Below are 18718 nucleotides of genomic sequence, written 5' to 3'. Positions count from 1 at the left end.
GAGAGTGGGTAGAATCCTGATAAAAGAAAGGCGCATCCGAGGATGCGCCTTTTCTTAGCAAACGTGGCAGGCGGGAACGTTTGCGGCCCCCGCCGCTACGTGCTCGGACCTGGCCAGGCCGGGTCCGGCTGAAAGAGACGACTTAGTTGACGGCGTCTTTCAGGCCTTTGCCAGCTTTGAAGCCTGGAACCTTGGCGGCAGCGATCTTGATCGCCTTGCCGGTTTGCGGGTTACGGCCGGTGCGCTCAGCGCGCTCCTTGACGGAGAAGGTACCAAAGCCAACCAGAACGACGTCGTCGCCTGCTTTCAGGGCACCGGTTACGGAGTCAATTACTGCGTCCAGCGCGCGGCCGGCTACAGCTTTCGGGATGTCAGCAGAAGCGGCGATAGCGTCAATCAGTTCCGACTTGTTCACTCTAAGTCCCCTTATATCTCTATTGAGTTTGTTTCTAAGTATGTAATGAAAAGCTTATGAAACGATCATTGGGTGGCCTGTTGACACTGGCGTGCCGCTTTATAGCAAGGGCCCGAAAAAGCTGTCAACCGAAGGCCCCCAATGAGATACGAACTAGTGCGTGCTAATTCTTTCCTTAGCATCGCTGTCGCGCTTCTCTTCTTTCGCGACAATCTCCGGAGCCACATCTGGCAAGGGCTCCGGGGCGTATTGCAGCGCAATTTGCAGGACCTCGTCAATCCATTTAACCGGTTTGATTTGCAGATCCTGTTTTATATTTTCAGGAATCTCCTTCAGGTCACGCACATTTTCCTCGGGAATGATGACTGTCTTGATCCCGCCGCGGTGCGCCGCAAGCAGTTTTTCCTTCAGCCCGCCGATGGCAAGCACCTGACCGCGCAGGGTGATTTCACCGGTCATCGCCACGTCGGCACGCACCGGAATCTGGGTCAGCGCCGAGACCAGTGCAGTGCACATGCCGATACCGGCACTCGGGCCATCCTTGGGCGTGGCGCCCTCGGGCATGTGGATGTGCACGTCGTGCTTCTCGTGGAAATCGGCAGCGATACCCAGGCTGCGGGCGCGGCTGCGTACCACGGTCTGTGCGGCAGTGATCGATTCGACCATGACATCGCCGAGCGAGCCGGTCTTGATCAACTGCCCCTTGCCCGGAATCACGACCGCCTCGATGGTCAGCAGCTCACCGCCGACCTGGGTCCAGGCAAGGCCTGTGACCTGGCCAATCTGGTCCTGGGTTTCGGCCAGACCATAACGGAACTTGCGCACACCCAGCAGGTGCTCGAGCTGGTCGCCGGTGACCTTGACCTTCACCTGCTTGTTGCCGGCATGCTCCTTGACCACCTTGCGGCAGACCTTGGCAATCTGGCGCTCCAGACCACGCACACCGGCTTCTCGGGTGTAGTAGCGGATGATGTCGCGGATCGCGGCGACGTCGACCTCCAACTCTTCCTTCTTGAGGCCGTTGGCCTTGACCTGCTTGGGCACCAGGTACTTGACCGCAATGTTGACCTTCTCGTCCTCGGTGTAGCCCGGCAGACGAATGATCTCCATCCGGTCCAGCAACGCTGGCGGAATGTTCATCGAGTTGGAGGTGCACAGGAACATCACGTCCGAGAGGTCGTAATCGACTTCCAGGTAGTGATCGTTGAAGTTGTGATTCTGCTCCGGATCGAGCACTTCGAGCAGTGCCGAGGCCGGATCGCCGCGCATGTCGCTGCCCATCTTGTCGATCTCGTCGAGCAGGAACAGCGGGTTGCGCACCCCGACCTTGGTCATCTTCTGAATCAGGCGACCCGGCATCGAGCCGATGTAGGTACGGCGGTGACCACGGATCTCGGCCTCGTCACGCACACCACCCAAGGCCATGCGCACGAACTTGCGATTGGTGGCCGCGGCGATCGACTCGGCCAGCGATGTCTTACCCACGCCGGGCGGCCCGACGAGGCACAGGACGGGGCCACGGATCTTCTTCACGCGCTTCTGGACCGCGAGGTACTCGAGGATACGCTCCTTCACCTCTTCCAGGCCGTAGTGGTCCGAATCGAGGATCTCTTCGGCCTTGGCCAGATCCAGACGCACCTTGCTCTGGGCTTTCCAGGGCACCTGCACCAGCCAGTCGAGGTAAGAGCGCACCACCGTGGCCTCGGCGGACATCGGCGACATCTGCTTGAGCTTGTTCAGCTCGGCCTGGGCCTTGGTGAGGGCATCCTTGGGCAGGCCAGCAGCATCGATACGCTTTTTCAGCTCCTCGACTTCGTTGTGGCCTTCGTCGCCGTCGCCGAGTTCCTTCTGAATGGCCTTCATCTGCTCATTCAGGTAGTACTCGCGCTGGCTGCGCTCCATCTGCTTCTTGACCCGGCCACGGATGCGCTTCTCGACCTGCAGCAAGTCGATTTCGGCGTCCAGCAGCGCCAGTACGTGCTCGACACGGGCAGACAGGTCGATGATCTCGAGGATTTCCTGCTTCTGCTCGATCTTCAGCGCCATGTGTGCGGCCATGGTATCGACCAGGCGCCCCGGCTCTTCGATGCTGTTGAGCGAGGACAGCACTTCGGCAGGCACTTTCTTGCCCAGCTGAACGTACTGCTCGAACTGCGACAGCAGGCTGCGCACGAACACTTCGGACTCGCGCTCGGCCGCCTCGACCTCGTCGATCAGGCTGACTTCGGCGCGAACGTGGCCTTCGACCTCGGTGAAGCGCTCGACCGCACCGCGCTGCTCGCCTTCGACCAGCACCTTGACGGTGCCATCAGGCAGCTTGAGCAGTTGCAGGACGGTAGCGATGGTGCCGACGCGATACAGGGCATCTTCGCCCGGATCATCGTCGGCTGGATTCTTCTGGGCCAGCAGGAGGATCTGCTTTTCGCCCGTCATTGCGGCCTCTAGGGCTTCGATGGACTTCTCGCGTCCCACGAACAGCGGGATAACCATGTGCGGATAGACGACGACATCGCGCAATGGCAAAAGAGGCAAGTCGAGGGTGGTCTTCATGATTTCGCCTCTACAGCGGCCTTGTGGCCGGAAACCGGTGGAAATAGTGCTTGGAGCTAATGTGGGGGCAGGTCCGCAAAAATACAAGCGCTGGCGCCAGAAAAGCAGAAAGGGGCCCGCGGGCCCCTTTCTGCTTCAACGTATCAGGCGTGCGACTCAGGCGTCAGGCACGGCCTTGGCTTGCGGCTCGTTGTTCTCGTAGATCAGCAGCGGCTGCGAAGTACCGTCGATGACGCTCTCGTCGATCACCACCTTGCTGACATCCTTCTGCGAAGGAATCTCGTACATGGTGTCGAGCAGCACGCCTTCGAGGATCGAACGCAGGCCACGGGCGCCGGTCTTGCGCTCCAGAGCCTTGCGAGCAACGGCCTTGAGCGCGTCGCTGCGGAACTCGAGGTCCACGCTTTCCATCTCGAACAGCCTGGCGTATTGCTTGGTCAGGGCGTTCTTCGGCTCGGTGAGAATCTGCATCAACGCAGCTTCGTCCAGCTCGTCGAGCGTGGCCAGAACCGGCAAGCGACCGACGAATTCCGGAATCAGGCCAAACTTGACCAGATCGTCCGGCTCGACTTCGCGCAGCGACTCACCCACCTTTTTGCCTTCCTGCTTGCTGCGCACTTCCGCGCCGAAACCGATACCACCTTTGGTGGAGCGGTTCTGGATGACCTTCTCGAGACCCGAGAATGCGCCACCGCAGATGAACAGGATGTTACGCGTGTCGACCTGCAGGAACTCCTGCTGCGGGTGCTTGCGGCCACCCTGGGGCGGCACCGAAGCCACGGTGCCCTCGATCAGCTTCAGCAATGCCTGCTGCACGCCCTCGCCCGAGACGTCACGGGTGATGGACGGGTTGTCCGACTTGCGCGAGATCTTGTCGATCTCGTCGATGTAGACGATGCCCATCTGGGCCTTTTCCACATCGTAGTCGCACTTCTGCAACAGCTTCTGAATGATGTTCTCGACGTCCTCACCCACATAACCGGCTTCGGTCAGGGTGGTGGCGTCGGCAATGGTGAACGGCACGTTCAACAGGCGCGCGAGGGTTTCGGCGAGCAGGGTCTTGCCCGAGCCGGTAGGCCCGATCAGGAGGATGTTGCTCTTGCCGAGTTCGACCTCGTCGCCCTTCTTGTCACGCTGGTTCAGGCGCTTGTAGTGGTTGTACACCGCTACGGCAAGCACCTTCTTGGCGCGCTCCTGACCAATGACGTACTGGTCCAGGATGCCGCTGATTTCTTTCGGCGAAGGTAGTTTGTGCGCGTTGCTCTCGGCCTGGGCTTCCTGCACCTCCTCTCGGATGATGTCGTTGCACAGGTCGACGCACTCGTCGCAGATAAATACCGAGGGCCCGGCAATCAATTTGCGCACTTCGTGCTGGCTTTTGCCGCAGAAGGAGCAATAGAGCAATTTGCCGTTGTCCTCGCCGTTACGGGTGTCAGTCATTCGATCGATCCAATCCGGTAGGCTTGCAACACAAGATGAAGGCAATTGCGGGCTTTTTCAAGTCCGCAGGCGGGCCCTTTCGGCGCCCGCCCGCTCTGGCGCCTGGGCTCAGGATACCAGTTGCCGCTTGTCGTAGACCGAGTCGACCAGGCCGTACTCGGCCGCGCGCGAGGCGCTCATGAAGTTGTCACGCTCGGTGTCGCGCTTGATGGTCTCGAGGTCCTGGCCGGTGTGGAAGGCCAGCAGCTCGTTCAGGCGCGCCTTGATGCTGAGGATTTCCTGGGCATGGATCTCGATGTCGGTCGCCTGGCCCTGGAAGCCGCCCAGCGGCTGGTGAATCATCACGCGCGAGTTCGGCAGGCAGTGACGCTTGCCTGCCGCACCGGCTGCCAGCAGGAAGGCGCCCATGCTGCAGGCCTGGCCGATGCAGATGGTGGAGACGTCCGGCTTGATGAATTGCATGGTGTCGTAGATCGACATGCCTGCGGTGACCGAGCCACCCGGCGAGTTGATGTACAGATGGATATCCTTGTCCGGGTTTTCCGCTTCAAGGAACAGCAGCTGCGCCACAACCAGGTTGGCCATGTAGTCCTCTACAGGACCCACCAGGAAGATCACACGCTCCTTCAACAGGCGCGAGTAGATGTCGTAGGCACGTTCGCCACGGGCGGACTGCTCGATAACCATCGGGACCAGACCGCCTGCGGCCTGGATGTCAGAGCTCTGCTGAATATAAGAATTGCGGGACATGTCCTGCACTCACTCCCAAATAGTCATGGCTTTAATAACGCACAAGCCAGCCCGAAGGCTGGCTTGTGGGGTTTCCTACGAGAGTAGCAAATCACTCAGCTTCGGCAGGAGCCTGTGCTGGCTTGACAGCCTCTTCGTACGAGACCGACTTGTCGGTCACAGTCGCTTTCTGCAAGACAGTATCTACAACTTGCTCTTCCAGCACAACCGAACGGACTTCGTTCAGTTGCTGGTCGTTCTTGTAGTACCAGTTGATGACCTGCTCAGGCTCCTGGTAAGCGGAAGCCATTTCCTCGATCATCTCGCGAACCTTGGCATCGTCCGGCTTCAGCTCGAACTGCTTGACCACCTCGGCGACGATCAGGCCCAGGACCACACGGCGCTTGGCTTGCTCTTCGAACAGCTCGGCCGGCAGTTGCTCAGGCTTGATGTTGCCACCGAACTGCTGGACAGCCTGCACGCGCAGACGGTTGACTTCGTTTTCCAGCAGGGCTTTCGGCACGTCTACCGGGTTGGCGGCCAGCAGACCGTCCATGACCTGGTTCTTGACCTTGGCCTTGATGGCCTGGCGCAGTTCACGCTCCATGTTCTTGCGAACTTCGGTGCGGAAGCCTTCCAGGGTGGATTCCTTGATGCCGAACTGGGCGAAGAAGGCTTCGTTCAGCTCTGGCAGCACAGGTGCGGAAACGCTGTTGACAGTGATGGTGAACTCGGCGGCCTTGTTGGCCAGATCCAGGTTCTGGTAGTCCTCGGGGAAGGTCACGTTGACGACGCGCTCTTCACCGGCCTTGGCGCCAACCAGGCCATCTTCGAAGCCCGGGATCATGCGGCCGGAACCCAGTACCAGCTGGGTGCCCTTGGCCGAACCACCGGCGAAGGCCTCACCGTCGATCTTGCCGACGAAGTCGATGTTGACCTGGTCGTCTTTCTCGGCAGCGCGCTCGACGGCCTCGAAACGGACGTTCTGCTTGCGCAGCACTTCCAGCATGTTGTCCAGGTCGGCGTCAGCGACGTCGGCGTTCAGGCGCTCGACGTTGATCGACTCGAAGCCGGCAACAGTGAATTCAGGGAAGACTTCGAAGATGGCGACGAACTCGAGGTCCTTGCCTTTCTCGAACGACTTAGGCTCGACAGCCGGGGCGCCAGCCGGGTTCAGCTTCTGCTCGACCACGGCTTCATAGAAGGAGGCCTGGACCAGGTCACCGAAGGCTTCCTGGCGGGCAGCGTCTTCGTAACGCTGACGGATAACGCTCATTGGCACCTTGCCTGGACGGAAGCCCGGGACCTTGGCGCGACGGGCAGTCTGTTGCAGACGCTTGTTGACTTCGTTCTCGACGCGCTCGGCCGGAACGGCGATGGTCATGCGGCGCTCGAGAGCGGAAGTGTTTTCAACAGAAACTTGCATGGATATTCCTCGTTGCACAGACGTTAGCCGGCGATAGCCCGACTCCAGAATCAAGGGCGAATATTCTAGTGACTCACGCACCAGAAGTCACCCCACTCGGGACGACGGACAACCACGCCGGTCGATTTCGTTTACAGGCCAGCGCAAAAACGCGCCAGGCCTCGTTACTCAAGGGCTGCGCGCCATCTTTGAGGGCGCATGCCGAAAAAACCTGTCAAACAGTTACAACTGCAGAATCGGCCCGTTAATGCGGGTCGATTTCATTGAACTGGCAATATTCTTCCCACGACATACCCAACGCCTCGGCCACCTCGCGGTGAGTCTCCAGGCGCATGGCCTGCAATTGCTCCGGGTTTTCGGCGATCAACTGCAGGGCAAGCTCCCAGGGCTCGATACCCTGCTCCTGAGCCGCATCCTCGAACGCCCACTCGACCTGCTGGGCCTGCTCGCGCGCGTCAAGCTCGCGGATCTCCTCGAGCAATTGCGGGTTGGCTTCGCGAAAGCGCTGCAGCGCCAACGCCTGGCGCGCTTCTTTGGCAATCATCGGTATTTCCCCTGCCGGTCACCGACCGGTGTTTCAACCGGCTGAAATCTATCAGCTTTTATAGCGTTGTCACCAGAGGGCAAGCCCCTCAATCCTTCCGCTCGACAGGTGCACACGCCAGCGACCGCTGCCGCCAGCTCGGCCAGGCCTGTTGCCAACCCCGCTCATGCGTCACACCCGGCAGGGAAACCAGCTCGAGGCAACGCGCCTCGCCCAACTGCCGAGCATAAAACGCCGCAACGCCAGCAGGCACCTGGCGATCCTCGGCACCCAGCAGATGGCGCTGGGGAATACGCGCCAGGCGTTCCCGATACTGTAAAGGCTCGAGCGAACCTTCCAGCGGCGTCAGCTCAAGCATTCGCGCCCATTCGGCCGGACTCAGATTGCCGGCCAGCGTCTGGACCTGCCACACATCCTCACGCCGACCCGCCAGCAACAAGGCAAGCGCTCCGCCGCCGGAGTAGCCCACCAGCTCGAAGCCCTGATTGCCATAACGCGCTTTCAGCCGGTCGAGCGCTTGACCAAGACTGTCCAGCACCTCAGGGGAGAAGCGCCGACTGGCCCACAGCGCCGGCGTGCATCCAGGGACGCTGATGAACTGACAGGGCCTGGCCATATATAAGGAAGGTGTCGGATCCTGCATCGCCAGGTCGACCACCAGAGCCTGCCGCGGCGTAGGGTCCAGACTCGGCTGCGAGGGCGTGACCCAGGCATGGCCATCACCCTCCAGATAAACCCGCAGCACGTTGGCGGTAGGCATCTGCGCGGGCGCCACGACCAGCAGTGGAAAGCTTTCCAGCGCCAGCACCTGCACCTCACGACCGTACTCGGCAGCCCTGTGCTCCAGCGCCTCGCGCGGCGACTGGCATGCTGCGAGCACAAGAGCACCCACAACAGCCAGTACACCCCTGCCCCACATCGAAATCAGACGAAGCTGAGGTTGTGACGCTGGGCGCCATAGACCACACGAGCAGCGGTGATCAGTTGGTGAGGAATCTCGACGTAAGGTACGTCAGAGTTGCTCAGCGCCATGTCGAACAGCTGCACCAGCACGGAATTGCGGCGCACCAGGATCACATCAGACCAATCAGTATTGGTCATCGCCACCGGAATGAAGTCCGAACGCTTCATGAAGCTGCCGAGCGCTTCGAGCACGCCAAGGTTCTGCTTGGTGCCATTGTCACTGAAGCAGCAGTCGTTGAGCATCATGATGCCGTCCGGACCCAGCAGCTCCTGGTAATACATCATGTCGCGCAGGACGTACTCGTACTGGTGGTTGGCATCCACGTAGACGAAATCGAACTGCTCGATGCCGGTCTGCTCGCGGATCTTGTCGATCGCACCGATGGTTTCGGAGCGAATCACCGTGACCTCGGGCATGTCAACGAACTTTGATACACACTCCTGGTACAAGCGGTCCCAGGTCGCATCGTCGTGCAGCGAGCCACCATAGTAGTACTCGTAGTCGTCCACCGGAGAGACCCAAGGCGGCAACTGATCGAATGGACTGTAAGCCTTGTTAGCCTCCTTGCTCCAGCTGTCGGCCAGCACCATGCGCTCTGGCGTCAGTGCTGCGCGCAGCTTGAGGGCGTTCTCGCCGCGCAGCACACCGAGCTCGGCAACCACCGGGCGTTTTTCCAGCGCATTGAAAACCGCGCCGACCACGTAATACAGACTTTCCCTATGCGTGCTGCAGACTTTCATGTTCGTTCCTTTTATTCGCGGAATCGCATCAACGCCAAACGCCAAGCAAGAATCCGACCAGCCGCCAACACCGAGGCACAACCCGCATGAACACTGGACTGGGAGGTGATGCCGAATGATGAACACAAAAAATCCCGCCAGCGAACTGACACGGATGCGCCAGAATTCCGCTGCCCTGGGAATTTGCTGCAGAAATGAAAAATGCCGCACAAGGCGGCATTTTCAGGAGGTTTTCATGCGCTTGAGCGTGCATTGAAAACAGAAGATGGTGCGGACGAAGAGACTCGAACTCTTACAGCTTGCGCCGCTGGAACCTAAATCCAGTGTGTCTACCAATTTCACCACGTCCGCGTGATGCACTTAAAACAAAGGCGCCTGATTATACAATCAAGGCGCCTTCGAAGAATATGGGGTGGACGATGGGAATCGAACCCACGACAACTGGAATCACAATCCAGCGCTCTACCAACTGAGCTACGCCCACCATATTGCGGTGTTACGTTACCTACTTGCTTGCCTAAGCTGCCTTATGGCGCACCCGGCAGGACTCGAACCTGCGACCATCCGCTTAGAAGGCGGATGCTCTATCCAGCTGAGCTACGGGCGCATATTCAATCTGCTTTCCATTACGATTGCAAATCAATTTTCAGCCTTACCGAACGAGCTAACAAATCCGCTCATTCTGCCTGACTTTGCTAACCAGTGCTAGGTTGTGCCCGACAAGTGCGACGAATGTTATAGACGAGCCGAAAGGTCGTCAACACTTTTTTCAAAAAAATTTAAATTATTTAAGGGGTTAGGGGATTTGCCCGACCACGCGCCTTTGCCCTCGGCCCGGCTCGTGCGAGAATGCGCCCTCTTTATTGTTCCCTTCTCGATGGTTAATCACGCGTCTATGACTGCACACCTTATAGATGGCAAGGCGATCGCCGCCAACCTGCGCAAGCAGATCGCCCAACGTGTCGCCGAGCGCCGCCAGCAAGGCCTGCGCACGCCAGGCCTGGCGGTGATCCTGGTCGGCACCGACCCGGCCTCCCAAGTCTATGTTTCGCACAAGCGCAAGGACTGTGAGGAAGTCGGCTTCATCTCCCAGGCGTTCGACCTGCCCAGCGACACCACGCAGCAAGCCCTGACCGAGCTGATCGACCGTCTCAACGACGACCCGGCCGTCGATGGCATCCTGCTGCAACTGCCGCTGCCAGCGCATCTGGACGCTTCGCTGCTGCTCGAGCGCATTCGTCCGGACAAGGACGTCGATGGTTTCCACCCCTACAACATCGGTCGCCTGGCCCAGCGCATCCCGCTGCTGCGCCCATGCACCCCGAAGGGCATCATCACCCTGCTGGAAAGCACCGGGCAAGACCTGTACGGCATGAACGCGGTGATCGTCGGCGCCTCCAACATCGTCGGTCGCCCGATGGCCATGGAACTGCTGCTGGCCGGTTGCACCGTCACCGTCTGCCACCGCTTCACCAAGGACCTGGCCGGCCACGTCGGCCGCGCCGACCTGCTGGTGGTAGCGGCCGGCAAACCGGGCCTGGTCAAGGGTGAGTGGGTCAAGGAAGGCGCCATCGTCATCGACGTGGGCATCAACCGCCAGGAAGACGGCAAGCTGGTGGGCGATGTGGTCTACGAGACTGCCCTGCCCCGCGCCGGCTGGATCACGCCGGTTCCAGGTGGCGTCGGGCCCATGACCCGTGCGTGCCTGCTGGAGAACACCTTGTATGCGGCTGAAGAGCTGCACAAGTAATCGTTCTCGGCACACAGCAATGAAAAACGGCACCCCAAGGGTGCCGTTTTTCATTAGACGGTGAATCTACCAACGCTATCGCGGGAGCGCAGGGCTGCCCGCGTGGAGGTCAGTACGCTCGGCAACTGATCACTTGCGCGCCTCCTCCCACGACTTGAGCAGCTCGTTGTAGCTGACCGTCTCGCCCTTGGGCTTTTCGTTGGCCAGCTTCGGTTTCGGCGCACCTGGCTGGTCGAACCAGTACTGCGCATCGCGCTCTGGGTTGAGCTTGGGCGCACAGGTGGCCTGGGCATTGGAACGCTGCAGCCGCTCCATCATGCGGTCCTGGTCGCGGGCCAGGCCGTCGAGGGCCTCCTGCGGGGTCTTCTCGCCACTGGCCACCTCGGCAATATGACTCCACCACAGCTGCGCCAGGCGCGGATAGTCAGGCACGTTGGTGCCGGTCGGGGTCCACTGCACCCGTGCCGGGCTGCGGTAGAACTCCACCAGCCCACCCAGCTTGGGCGCCATCTCGGTCATGGCCTGGGAGTTGATGTCCGACTCGCGGATCGGCGTCAGACCGACGATGGTCTTCTTCAGCGACACGGTTTTCGAGGTCACGAACTGCGCGTACAGCCATGCCGCGAGACGCTGCTTTTCCGGGGTGGACTTGAAGAAGGTCCAGGAACCGGTGTCCTGGTAACCCAATTTCATGCCCTCCTCCCAATACGGCCCCTTCGGCGACGGCGCCATGCGCCACTTCGGCGTGCCATCGGCGTTGACCACCGGCAGCCCGGGCTTGACCATGTCGGCGGTGAAGGCGGTGTACCAGAAGATCTGCTGGGCGATATTGCCCTGAGCCGGCACCGGGCCTGACTCGGAGAAGGTCATGCCCTGCGCTTCCTTCGGCGCATAGGCACGCATCCAGTCCACGTACTTCTGCGTCGCGAACACCGCTGCCGGGCCGTTGGTGTCGCCACCGCGGGTGACGCTGGAGCCAACGGGGTGGCAGTCCTCAACGCGAATGCCCCACTCGTCCACCGGCAAGCCATTGGGCAGGCCTTTGTCGCCGCCGCCGGCCATGGAGAACCAGGCGTCGGTGAAACGCCAGCCGAGCGAGGGATCTTTCTTGCCGTAGTCCATATGGCCGTAGACGCGCTTGCCATCGATCTCCTTGACGTCCTCGGTGAAGAACTTGGCAATGTCTTCATAGGCCGACCAGTTCACTGGCACGCCCAGCTCGTAGCCGTACTTTTCCTTGAACTTGGCCTTCAGGTCAGGGCGTTCGAACCAGTCGGCGCGGAACCAGTAAAGGTTGGCGAACTGCTGGTCAGGCAACTGGTAGACCTTGCCGTCTGGCGCGGTGGTGAAGGAAATGCCGATAAAGTCTTTCAGGTCGAGCGTAGGCGAGGTGTAGTCCTTGCCTTCGTTGGCCATCAGGTCAGTGATCGACTGCACCTTGCCATAGCGAAAGTGCGTGCCGATCAGGTCGGAATCGTTGACCCAGCCGTCGTAGATGTTCTTGTCCGACTGCATCTGCGTCTGCAGCTTCTCCACCACATCGCCTTCCTGCAACAGGTCATGGGTGAGCTGGATGCCGGTGATCTCGCTGAATGCCTTGGCCAGGACCTTGGATTCATACTCATGGGTGGTGAGGGTTTCCGACACCACGTTGATCTTCATCCCACGAAACGGCTCGGCGGCCTTGATGAACCACTTGAGTTCCGCCATCTGCTGCTCGGCACTCAAGGTGGAGGGCTTGAACTCGCTGCCGATCCATTTTTTCGCCGCGTCCTCGTACTGATCGGCCCACGCCGTACCCTGCAGGCCGCCGAGCAGCAGCGCCGCGGCCAGAGTCAAATGTCGCCGCTTGTTGTCGTTATCGAACATTGTGATCTCCCGATTGAAATGATCCGCCGCCCCGGGCTAACCCCAGCGCAGCACCACCACGAGCCAGGCCAGCGACAGCAGCGAGGCCACCCACAGCGGCCAGTCGCTGGCGCCGATCACCGCAAGGTGCAGGTAGGCACTGGCCAGCAGGCCGATGAACAACCGATCGCCACGGCTGGTGACGAGCGGCAGGAAACCGCGCCGCTCCACGCAGGGGCGACGCAGCTCGAACACTGTCATGCACGACAGCAGCACACCGACGGCGACAAAGAACAGCGCCGTGGGCAAGGTCCAGGCCATCCACTCCATCGTTGCGCCCTCCTATACCCGACCCAGGGCAAAGCCCTTGGCCACATGGTTGCGGACAAACCAGATCACCAGCATGCCAGGCAGGATGGTCAGCACCCCGGCCGCAGCCAACACCCCCCAGTCGATACCCGAGGCCGACACGGTACGGGTCATCACCGCCGCGATCGGCTTGGCGCTCACCGATGTCAGGGTTCGCGCCAGCAGCAGCTCGACCCACGAGAACATGAAGCAGAAGAAGGCCGTCACGCCGATCCCGGAGCCAATCAGCGGTATGAAGATCTTCACGAAGAAGCGCGGGAAGCTGTAACCATCGATGTAGGCGGTTTCATCGATCTCTTTCGGCACCCCCGACATGAAACCCTCCAGGATCCATACCGCCAGTGGCACGTTGAACAAGCAGTGGGCCAGGGCCACGGCAATGTGGGTGTCGAACAGGCCGATGGACGAATACAGCTGGAAGAACGGCAGCAGGAACACCGCCGGTGGCGCCATGCGGTTGGTCAGCAGCCAGAAGAACAGATGGCGATCACCGAGAAAGCGATAGCGCGAGAAGGCATACGCCGCCGGCAAGGCCACCGCCAGTGAGATCACCGTGTTCAGGCACACGTAGTACAGCGAGTTGAGGTAGCCGCTGTACCAGCTCGGGTCGGTGAAAATGACCCGATAGTTGTCAAAGGTGAACGCCTGCGGCCACAGGGTCAGCCCGCCCAGGATCTCGGTGTTGCTCTTGAACGACATGTTCAACAGCCAGTAGATCGGCACCAGCAGGAAGAAGAAGTACAGCAGCAGCGGCACCGCTTTGCGCAAGGTCATGGCCTAATCCTTGTCGGCGTGGGTCATGGCGGTATAGAACAGCCACGACACCAGCAGGATGATCAGGAAGTACACCAGCGAGAACGCCGCCGCCGGCCCCAGGTCGAACTGCCCTACCGCCATGCGCGTGAGGGTCTGGCTAAGGAACGTGGTGGCGTTGCCCGGCCCGCCACCGGTGAGCACGAAAGGCTCGGTGTAGATCATGAAGCTGTCCATGAAGCGCAGCATCACCGCGATCAGCAGCACGCTCTTGAGCTTCGGCAGCTGGATATGGCGAAACACCGCCCAACCCGAGGCGCGGTCGATGCGTGCAGCCTGGTAATACACGTCGGGAATGGCACGCAACCCCGAGTAGCACAGCAGTGCCACCAGCGAGGTCCAGTGCCAGACATCCATCACCAGCACGGTGACCCAGGCATCCAGCGGATCGCCTGCATAGTTGTAGCTGACCCCAAGCTTGGCCAGGGTGGCGCCAAGCAGCCCGATATCGGCGCGGCCGAAGATCTGCCAGATGGTGCCGACCACGTTCCACGGGATGAGCAGCGGAATGGCCATGATGATCAGGCACACCGAGGCCATGCGCCCCTTGGTCGGCATGGTCAGGGCAATGGCGATGCCCAGCGGGATCTCGATCAGCAGCACGCAGCCCGAATAGATGAACTGACGCAGCAGTGCATCGTGCAGCGCGGGGTCGCGCAACACCTGGCGGTACCAGTCGGCGCCAACGAAATAGCGGTTGGAGGCGTCGAAGATGTCCTGCACCGAGTAATTGACCACCGTCATCATCGGCACCACGGCGCTGAAGGCCACCAGCAGGAACACCGGCAGCACCAGCCACCAGGCCTTGTTGTTCGGCACCTTGTTCATGGCGTGGCCTCCAGCAGCAGGTCATCGACATAGAGCATCAGCCATTGCGCTGGCAGGCTGACCCACGCGCGCCCTTCAGGCAGGGGACGGTCCTCACCCATGCGAGCCTTTAGGGTGACGCCAGCCAGCTCCAGGGTGAGGATGCGGTAGGTGCCCAGGTCTTCTATATCCAGGACCTGAGCCTCGAAGGCATCATCGATCGGACGGTCCCAGACCTGCACGAACTCCGGGCGAATCCCTACCTGCAAGCGCTCACGCGGTTGCTCGGCGAGGCGCTCGCGCAGGCCATCCGGCAATGGCAGGTGCAGACCGCCGAAACTCACGCCATCGGCTTCGGCACGCACTTCGATCAGATTCATCCCGGGGCTGCCAATGAAGTAGCCCACGAAGGTATGGCGCGGGCGCTCGAACAATTCGCGCGGGGTGCCGAACTGGACAATGCGCCCACCGTGCATCACCGCGATCTTGTCAGCGAAGGTCGATGCCTCCAGTTGATCGTGGGTGACATAGATCATGGTGATGTTGAACTGCTCGTGAATCTGCTTGAGCTTGCGCCGCAGCTTCCACTTCAAGTGCGGGTCGATCACCGTCAGCGGCTCGTCGAAAAGGATCGCCGACACATCGTCGCGCACCAGGCCGCGGCCCATCGAAACCTTCTGCTTTTCGTCGGCGCTCAGGTTGCGCGCCTTTTTCTTCAGCACCGCCCCCAGGTCGAGCACCTCGGCGATCTCTTCGACGCGCGCTCTCACCCGCTGCTCATCCAGGCCCTGGTTACGCAGGGGGAAGGCCAGGTTGTCGAATACGCTCATGGTGTCGTACACCACCGGGAACTGGAACACCTGGGCAATGTTGCGCTGCTGCGGCGACAGCGCATTGACCGGTTGACCGTCGAACTGAACCTCGCCCTGGGACGGACTGAGCAGGCCGGAAATGATGTTGAGCAAGGTCGACTTGCCGCAGCCGGACGGTCCGAGCAAGGCGTAGGCCCCGCCCTGCTCCCAGACATGCTCGAGTTCGTGCAAGGCATAGTCGCCAGCGCCGGAGGGCTGGCGGCTGTAGCTGTGGGCCAGGCGATGCAAGCGGATCTCGGCCATCAGCGGCGCCTCCCCTGACGCAGGCCGGGGGCCTGTACCAGTTGACCGGTGCTGTCGAAGACGAACAGCTTGTGGGTGGGGATGAACACCGGGACCTGGGTGTCCACCTGATACTCGTGCACCCCCGGCAGGTGCAGGATCATCCGCCAGTGCTCGTTGCGCACATGCAGGAAGGTCTCCGAGCCGCTGATTTCAGCCAGCTCGACCAGCACGGTCAGCTCGAGGTCGTCGTCATGGGAGGGCACCAGGGTGATGTGACTGGGGCGCACACCGAAGCGGTAGTCGCCATCGGCCAGGGCGCGCAGATCGTCGGTACGGGCGAAGTGCACGGCGCCGGCCAGGCTCACCTCGTTGCCCGCGACCCGGCCGCTGACCAGATTGATCGGCGGCTCCGAGAACAGCTCGGCAGCCAGCACGTTGCAAGGCTTGTGGTAGACCTCGGCGGTCGGGCCGCTCTGCAGCAGCCGCCCTTCGTGGAGGATGGTGGTGGTGCCACCCAGGGCCAAGGCTTCGTTCGGCTCGGTGGTGGCGTACACGGCGATGCAGTTGCGTTCGGCGAACAGCGCGCGCAGCTCCTGGCGCAGCCCTTCACGCAGCTTGTAGTCGAGGTTGACCAGCGGCTCGTCGAAGAGGATCAGCGAAGCGTCCTTGACCAGCGCGCGAGCCATTGCCGTGCGCTGCTGCTGGCCACCGGAGAGCTCCAGCGGCAAGCGCTGCAGGTAGGCTTCGATACGCAACATCTCGGCGGTCTGGCGCACCCGCTGGCGAATCTGCGCCTCTGGCAGGCGCGCCTGGCGCAGCGGTGAGGCGATGTTCTCGAACACGCTGAGGGTGGGGTAATTGATGAACTGCTGATAGACCATCGACACATTGCGTTCACGCACCGGGCGCCCGGTAACGTCCTCGCCGTCCATCAGCACCCGCCCGCTGTCCGGCCGATCCAGGCCGGCCATCAGGCGCATCAGGCTGGTCTTGCCAGACAAGGTACGGCCAAGCAACACATTGAACGAGCCCGGCTCGAAACGCAGACTGGCCTCGGCGATCCAGGCTTGGTTATCGACGTGGCGGCTGACCTGCTCCAGCACCAGGGTCATGGCGTAGCCTTCTTGTGATTGTTGTCCGCCGAACGGAGCCAGAACCGTGCCAGAAACCGCCGAACGCTCTGGCACCGGCTCCACGCAGCAGCGCCCTGTTCGCCTGCGAACACAAATGAACAGTTTCGCTGGACAGTTGAACAACCACGGCATTGACAATGAACAGTTGTGAACGACACTCAAGGGCGGTCGTCGACAACAACAATCACACAGGGACAGGCCCATGGCCGCTGATACCCCGACCCACGCCCACCTGATCCAGGCCTCCTGGGCCCGCTGCCGCGAATACGGCCTGCAACCGCACAGCGCGCCGGATTTCGACTGCCTGACCGGCGCGCAACTGAGCGAACTGCTCGAGCACCGCCAGGCCCTGCTGCAACTGACCCGCGACGCCGTGCTGCCGCAGTACACACACCTGCTGGGCAATTCCAGCTATCTGGTGATGCTCGCCGACGCCGGAGGCTGCCTGCTCGATGCCTGGGGCACGCGGCGCTTCGTCGAACCGCGCCAGCAGCACGGTTTCACACCCGGTGCACACTGGCAGGAGCGCGGCGTGGGCACCAACGCGCTGGGCACGGCATTGGCCTGCGGTGAGGCCATCCACGTCGGCCAGGACGAACATTTCCTGCGCCAGAACCGCTACATGGCCAGTGCCGCCGCGCCCCTGTTCGATGCCGAGCGCCGCCTGGTGGGCGTACTGGATGTCTCCAGCGATGGCTACCTGCCCGTCGCCCAGACCCTCGGCCTGGTGCGCATGATGGGCCAGAGCCTGGAGAACCGCCTGATCCTCACCGCCCACGGCGACCGGCACGGGCAACTGGTGTTCAACACCGCACCCGACAACCTCGACAGCCCCTGGGCCGGCTTGCTGCTGTTCGACGAACGTGGCCGGGTGCTGGCAGCCAATCATCGCGCAGACAGCCTGCTGGGCCAGGATCCGCGGCAATGCACGCTCGAACAGCTGTTCCAGACCTCGCTCAAACAGATCCTCGCCCACCCTCAGGAGAGCGCCTTCGCCCTGCAAGTCGCCGGTCGCCACCGTTTCCACTGCCAGTGGCGCGCACCGCATCAACCCATGCGCAGCACACCGCCAAGCAGCGACCCGCGCGTGAGCAAGGCGCTGGCCCAGGCCGGCCTGCTGCTGGAGAAGGATATTCCGGTGCTGATCCAGGGCGAGACGGGCGTCGGCAAGGAGGTCTTCGTCAATGCCCTGCATCAGGCCAGCAGCCGTGTCGGCCGGCCGCTGATCGCGGTGAACTGCGCAGCGATCCCGGCAGAACTGGTGGAGTCGGAACTGTTCGGCTACGAGAAAGGCGCCTTCACCGGTGCCCACCACAAAGGCAACACCGGGCTGATCCGCAAGGCTGACGGCGGCATCCTGTTTCTCGACGAAATTGGCGACATGCCCCTTCCAACCCAGGCCCGACTGTTGCGTGTACTGCAGTCGCGCTGCATCCAGCCGCTGGGCAGTGGTGAGCCGGTGGCGGTGGACATTCGCGTGGTCTCGGCGAGCAACCTCGACCTGGCTGCCGAAGTCCGCGCCGGGCGTTTTCGCCAGGACCTCTACTACCGCATCGCCGGGCTGGCACTGGTACTGCCCCCGTTGCGCGAGCGCACCGACCGGCGGGCGCTGATCGAGCAGGTGCATGCACGTTACCGCGAACCCGGACAGGTACAACACTTGTCGCCACGGATGCTGGCGCTGTTCGAGCAGCACCCCTGGCCGGGAAACCTGCGCGAGCTGGTGACCGTGATGCAGGTTGCCCTGGCGTTGGCGGGGCCTGATGCCATCAGCGAAGAGCACCTGCCAGCGGCGTTCCTGGTGGAAGCTTCGGCCCCCCTGCCTGCACCCGAACGGGCCGACACTGGGCAAGACCTCAATACGCTGCTGCGCGAAGCCAACGGTAATCTTTCCTCGGTGGCCCGGGCGCTGGGGATCAGCCGTACGACACTGTACAAGCGGCTGCGCTCGACGGCCGCAGGCTGAGCCAGCCTGCGCCAGGGCAGCGCAGCCGATTCCGCTGCAACGCCCACCATTTCAGCTGGAGCCGCTGCCCGTCACCTGCCGTTCAGCAGGCTTTTCCTACTTCCGCACCGGAAAATGGACACACAGC

General features: G+C 61.6%; 16 protein-coding genes and 3 tRNA genes. 2 read left to right on the top strand and 17 right to left on the bottom strand.

All coding sequences use genetic code 11. The annotated features are described in order from the left end of the window. Window positions 1-142 precede the first annotated feature (142 nt). From hupB to ACNFHO_RS14750, 11 genes are all read right to left on the bottom strand, one after another. Entirely contained in the window at window positions 143-415 is a 273-nt protein-coding gene (hupB, locus tag ACNFHO_RS14800) for a nucleoid-associated protein HU-beta (RefSeq protein WP_054892387.1), read from the bottom strand. Between the two features lie 153 nt (window positions 416-568). Further along, window positions 569-2965, bottom strand: a complete 2397-nt coding sequence (gene lon / locus ACNFHO_RS14795) for an endopeptidase La (protein WP_054892388.1) — start codon at window positions 2963-2965, stop codon at window positions 569-571. Window positions 2966-3121: 156 nt separating this feature from the next. After that, window positions 3122-4405 carry an ATP-dependent Clp protease ATP-binding subunit ClpX gene (gene clpX, locus ACNFHO_RS14790; RefSeq protein ID WP_065861265.1) on the bottom strand — a complete coding sequence of 428 codons (1284 nt, stop codon included), beginning with the start codon at window positions 4403-4405 and terminating at the stop codon, window positions 3122-3124. Window positions 4406-4513: 108 nt separating this feature from the next. Further along, window positions 4514-5155 (bottom strand): ATP-dependent Clp endopeptidase proteolytic subunit ClpP, encoded by a 642-nt coding sequence (gene clpP / locus ACNFHO_RS14785; RefSeq protein WP_029613529.1) that lies wholly within the window; start codon window positions 5153-5155, stop codon window positions 4514-4516. 91 nt (window positions 5156-5246) lie between these two features. Continuing rightward, window positions 5247-6560 carry a trigger factor gene (tig, locus tag ACNFHO_RS14780; RefSeq protein WP_414155111.1) on the bottom strand — a complete coding sequence of 438 codons (1314 nt, stop codon included), beginning with the start codon at window positions 6558-6560 and terminating at the stop codon, window positions 5247-5249. A 244-nt stretch (window positions 6561-6804) separates the two neighbouring features. Then, a complete protein-coding gene (locus ACNFHO_RS14775; RefSeq protein WP_063544106.1) occupies window positions 6805-7104 on the bottom strand; it encodes a DUF6388 family protein in 300 nt (99 codons plus the stop codon). A gap of 88 nt (window positions 7105-7192) precedes the next feature. Continuing rightward, window positions 7193-8023 carry an alpha/beta hydrolase gene (locus tag ACNFHO_RS14770; RefSeq protein ID WP_416766738.1) on the bottom strand — a complete coding sequence of 277 codons (831 nt, stop codon included), beginning with the start codon at window positions 8021-8023 and terminating at the stop codon, window positions 7193-7195. Window positions 8024-8028: 5 nt separating this feature from the next. Beyond that, a complete protein-coding gene (locus tag ACNFHO_RS14765) occupies window positions 8029-8808 on the bottom strand; it encodes a class I SAM-dependent methyltransferase (RefSeq protein ID WP_416766737.1) in 780 nt (259 codons plus the stop codon). A 266-nt stretch (window positions 8809-9074) separates the two neighbouring features. After that, a tRNA-Leu gene (locus tag ACNFHO_RS14760) sits at window positions 9075-9159 on the bottom strand. 57 nt (window positions 9160-9216) lie between these two features. Beyond that, window positions 9217-9292: transfer RNA gene (locus tag ACNFHO_RS14755), tRNA-His, on the bottom strand. A 46-nt stretch (window positions 9293-9338) separates the two neighbouring features. Beyond that, window positions 9339-9415: transfer RNA gene (locus tag ACNFHO_RS14750), tRNA-Arg, on the bottom strand. A 288-nt stretch (window positions 9416-9703) separates the two neighbouring features. Here ACNFHO_RS14750 and folD point away from each other — a divergent pair. Beyond that, window positions 9704-10558, top strand: coding sequence for a bifunctional methylenetetrahydrofolate dehydrogenase/methenyltetrahydrofolate cyclohydrolase FolD (gene folD, locus ACNFHO_RS14745; RefSeq protein ID WP_054892394.1), 855 nt, complete (start codon window positions 9704-9706; stop codon window positions 10556-10558). 129 nt (window positions 10559-10687) lie between these two features. Here folD and ACNFHO_RS14740 read toward each other — a convergent pair whose 3' ends face one another. From ACNFHO_RS14740 to ACNFHO_RS14715, 6 genes are read right to left on the bottom strand one after another with little or no spacing between them, the layout of a single operon-like run. Next, window positions 10688-12427, bottom strand: a complete 1740-nt coding sequence (locus tag ACNFHO_RS14740) for an ABC transporter substrate-binding protein (protein ID WP_054892395.1) — start codon at window positions 12425-12427, stop codon at window positions 10688-10690. Between the two features lie 36 nt (window positions 12428-12463). After that, window positions 12464-12736 carry a DUF2160 domain-containing protein gene (locus tag ACNFHO_RS14735; RefSeq protein WP_054892396.1) on the bottom strand — a complete coding sequence of 91 codons (273 nt, stop codon included), beginning with the start codon at window positions 12734-12736 and terminating at the stop codon, window positions 12464-12466. Between the two features lie 12 nt (window positions 12737-12748). Further along, window positions 12749-13549, bottom strand: a complete 801-nt coding sequence (locus ACNFHO_RS14730) for a carbohydrate ABC transporter permease (RefSeq protein ID WP_054892397.1) — start codon at window positions 13547-13549, stop codon at window positions 12749-12751. A gap of 3 nt (window positions 13550-13552) precedes the next feature. Then, window positions 13553-14416, bottom strand: coding sequence for a carbohydrate ABC transporter permease (locus ACNFHO_RS14725; protein ID WP_054892398.1), 864 nt, complete (start codon window positions 14414-14416; stop codon window positions 13553-13555). Beyond that, a complete protein-coding gene (locus tag ACNFHO_RS14720; protein ID WP_125930344.1) occupies window positions 14413-15510 on the bottom strand; it encodes an ABC transporter ATP-binding protein in 1098 nt (365 codons plus the stop codon). Before ACNFHO_RS14720 ends, ACNFHO_RS14725 begins: the two co-directional genes overlap by 4 nt. After that, window positions 15510-16604 carry an ABC transporter ATP-binding protein gene (locus tag ACNFHO_RS14715; RefSeq protein ID WP_054892400.1) on the bottom strand — a complete coding sequence of 365 codons (1095 nt, stop codon included), beginning with the start codon at window positions 16602-16604 and terminating at the stop codon, window positions 15510-15512. The genes ACNFHO_RS14720 and ACNFHO_RS14715 overlap by 1 nt, the downstream gene beginning before the upstream one ends. A gap of 223 nt (window positions 16605-16827) precedes the next feature. Between ACNFHO_RS14715 and ACNFHO_RS14710 the strand changes: the two genes are divergently transcribed. After that, window positions 16828-18591, top strand: coding sequence for a sigma-54-dependent Fis family transcriptional regulator (locus ACNFHO_RS14710; protein WP_416766736.1), 1764 nt, complete (start codon window positions 16828-16830; stop codon window positions 18589-18591). Window positions 18592-18718 lie beyond the last annotated feature (127 nt).

The sequence above is a fragment of the Pseudomonas sp. NY15374 genome (assembly GCF_048068255.1).
GTDB classification, from domain to species: domain Bacteria; phylum Pseudomonadota; class Gammaproteobacteria; order Pseudomonadales; family Pseudomonadaceae; genus Aquipseudomonas; species Aquipseudomonas machongensis.
The sequence above is the reverse complement of the archived record's forward strand: the minus strand, read 5'-3'. Positions and strand labels throughout refer to the sequence as shown.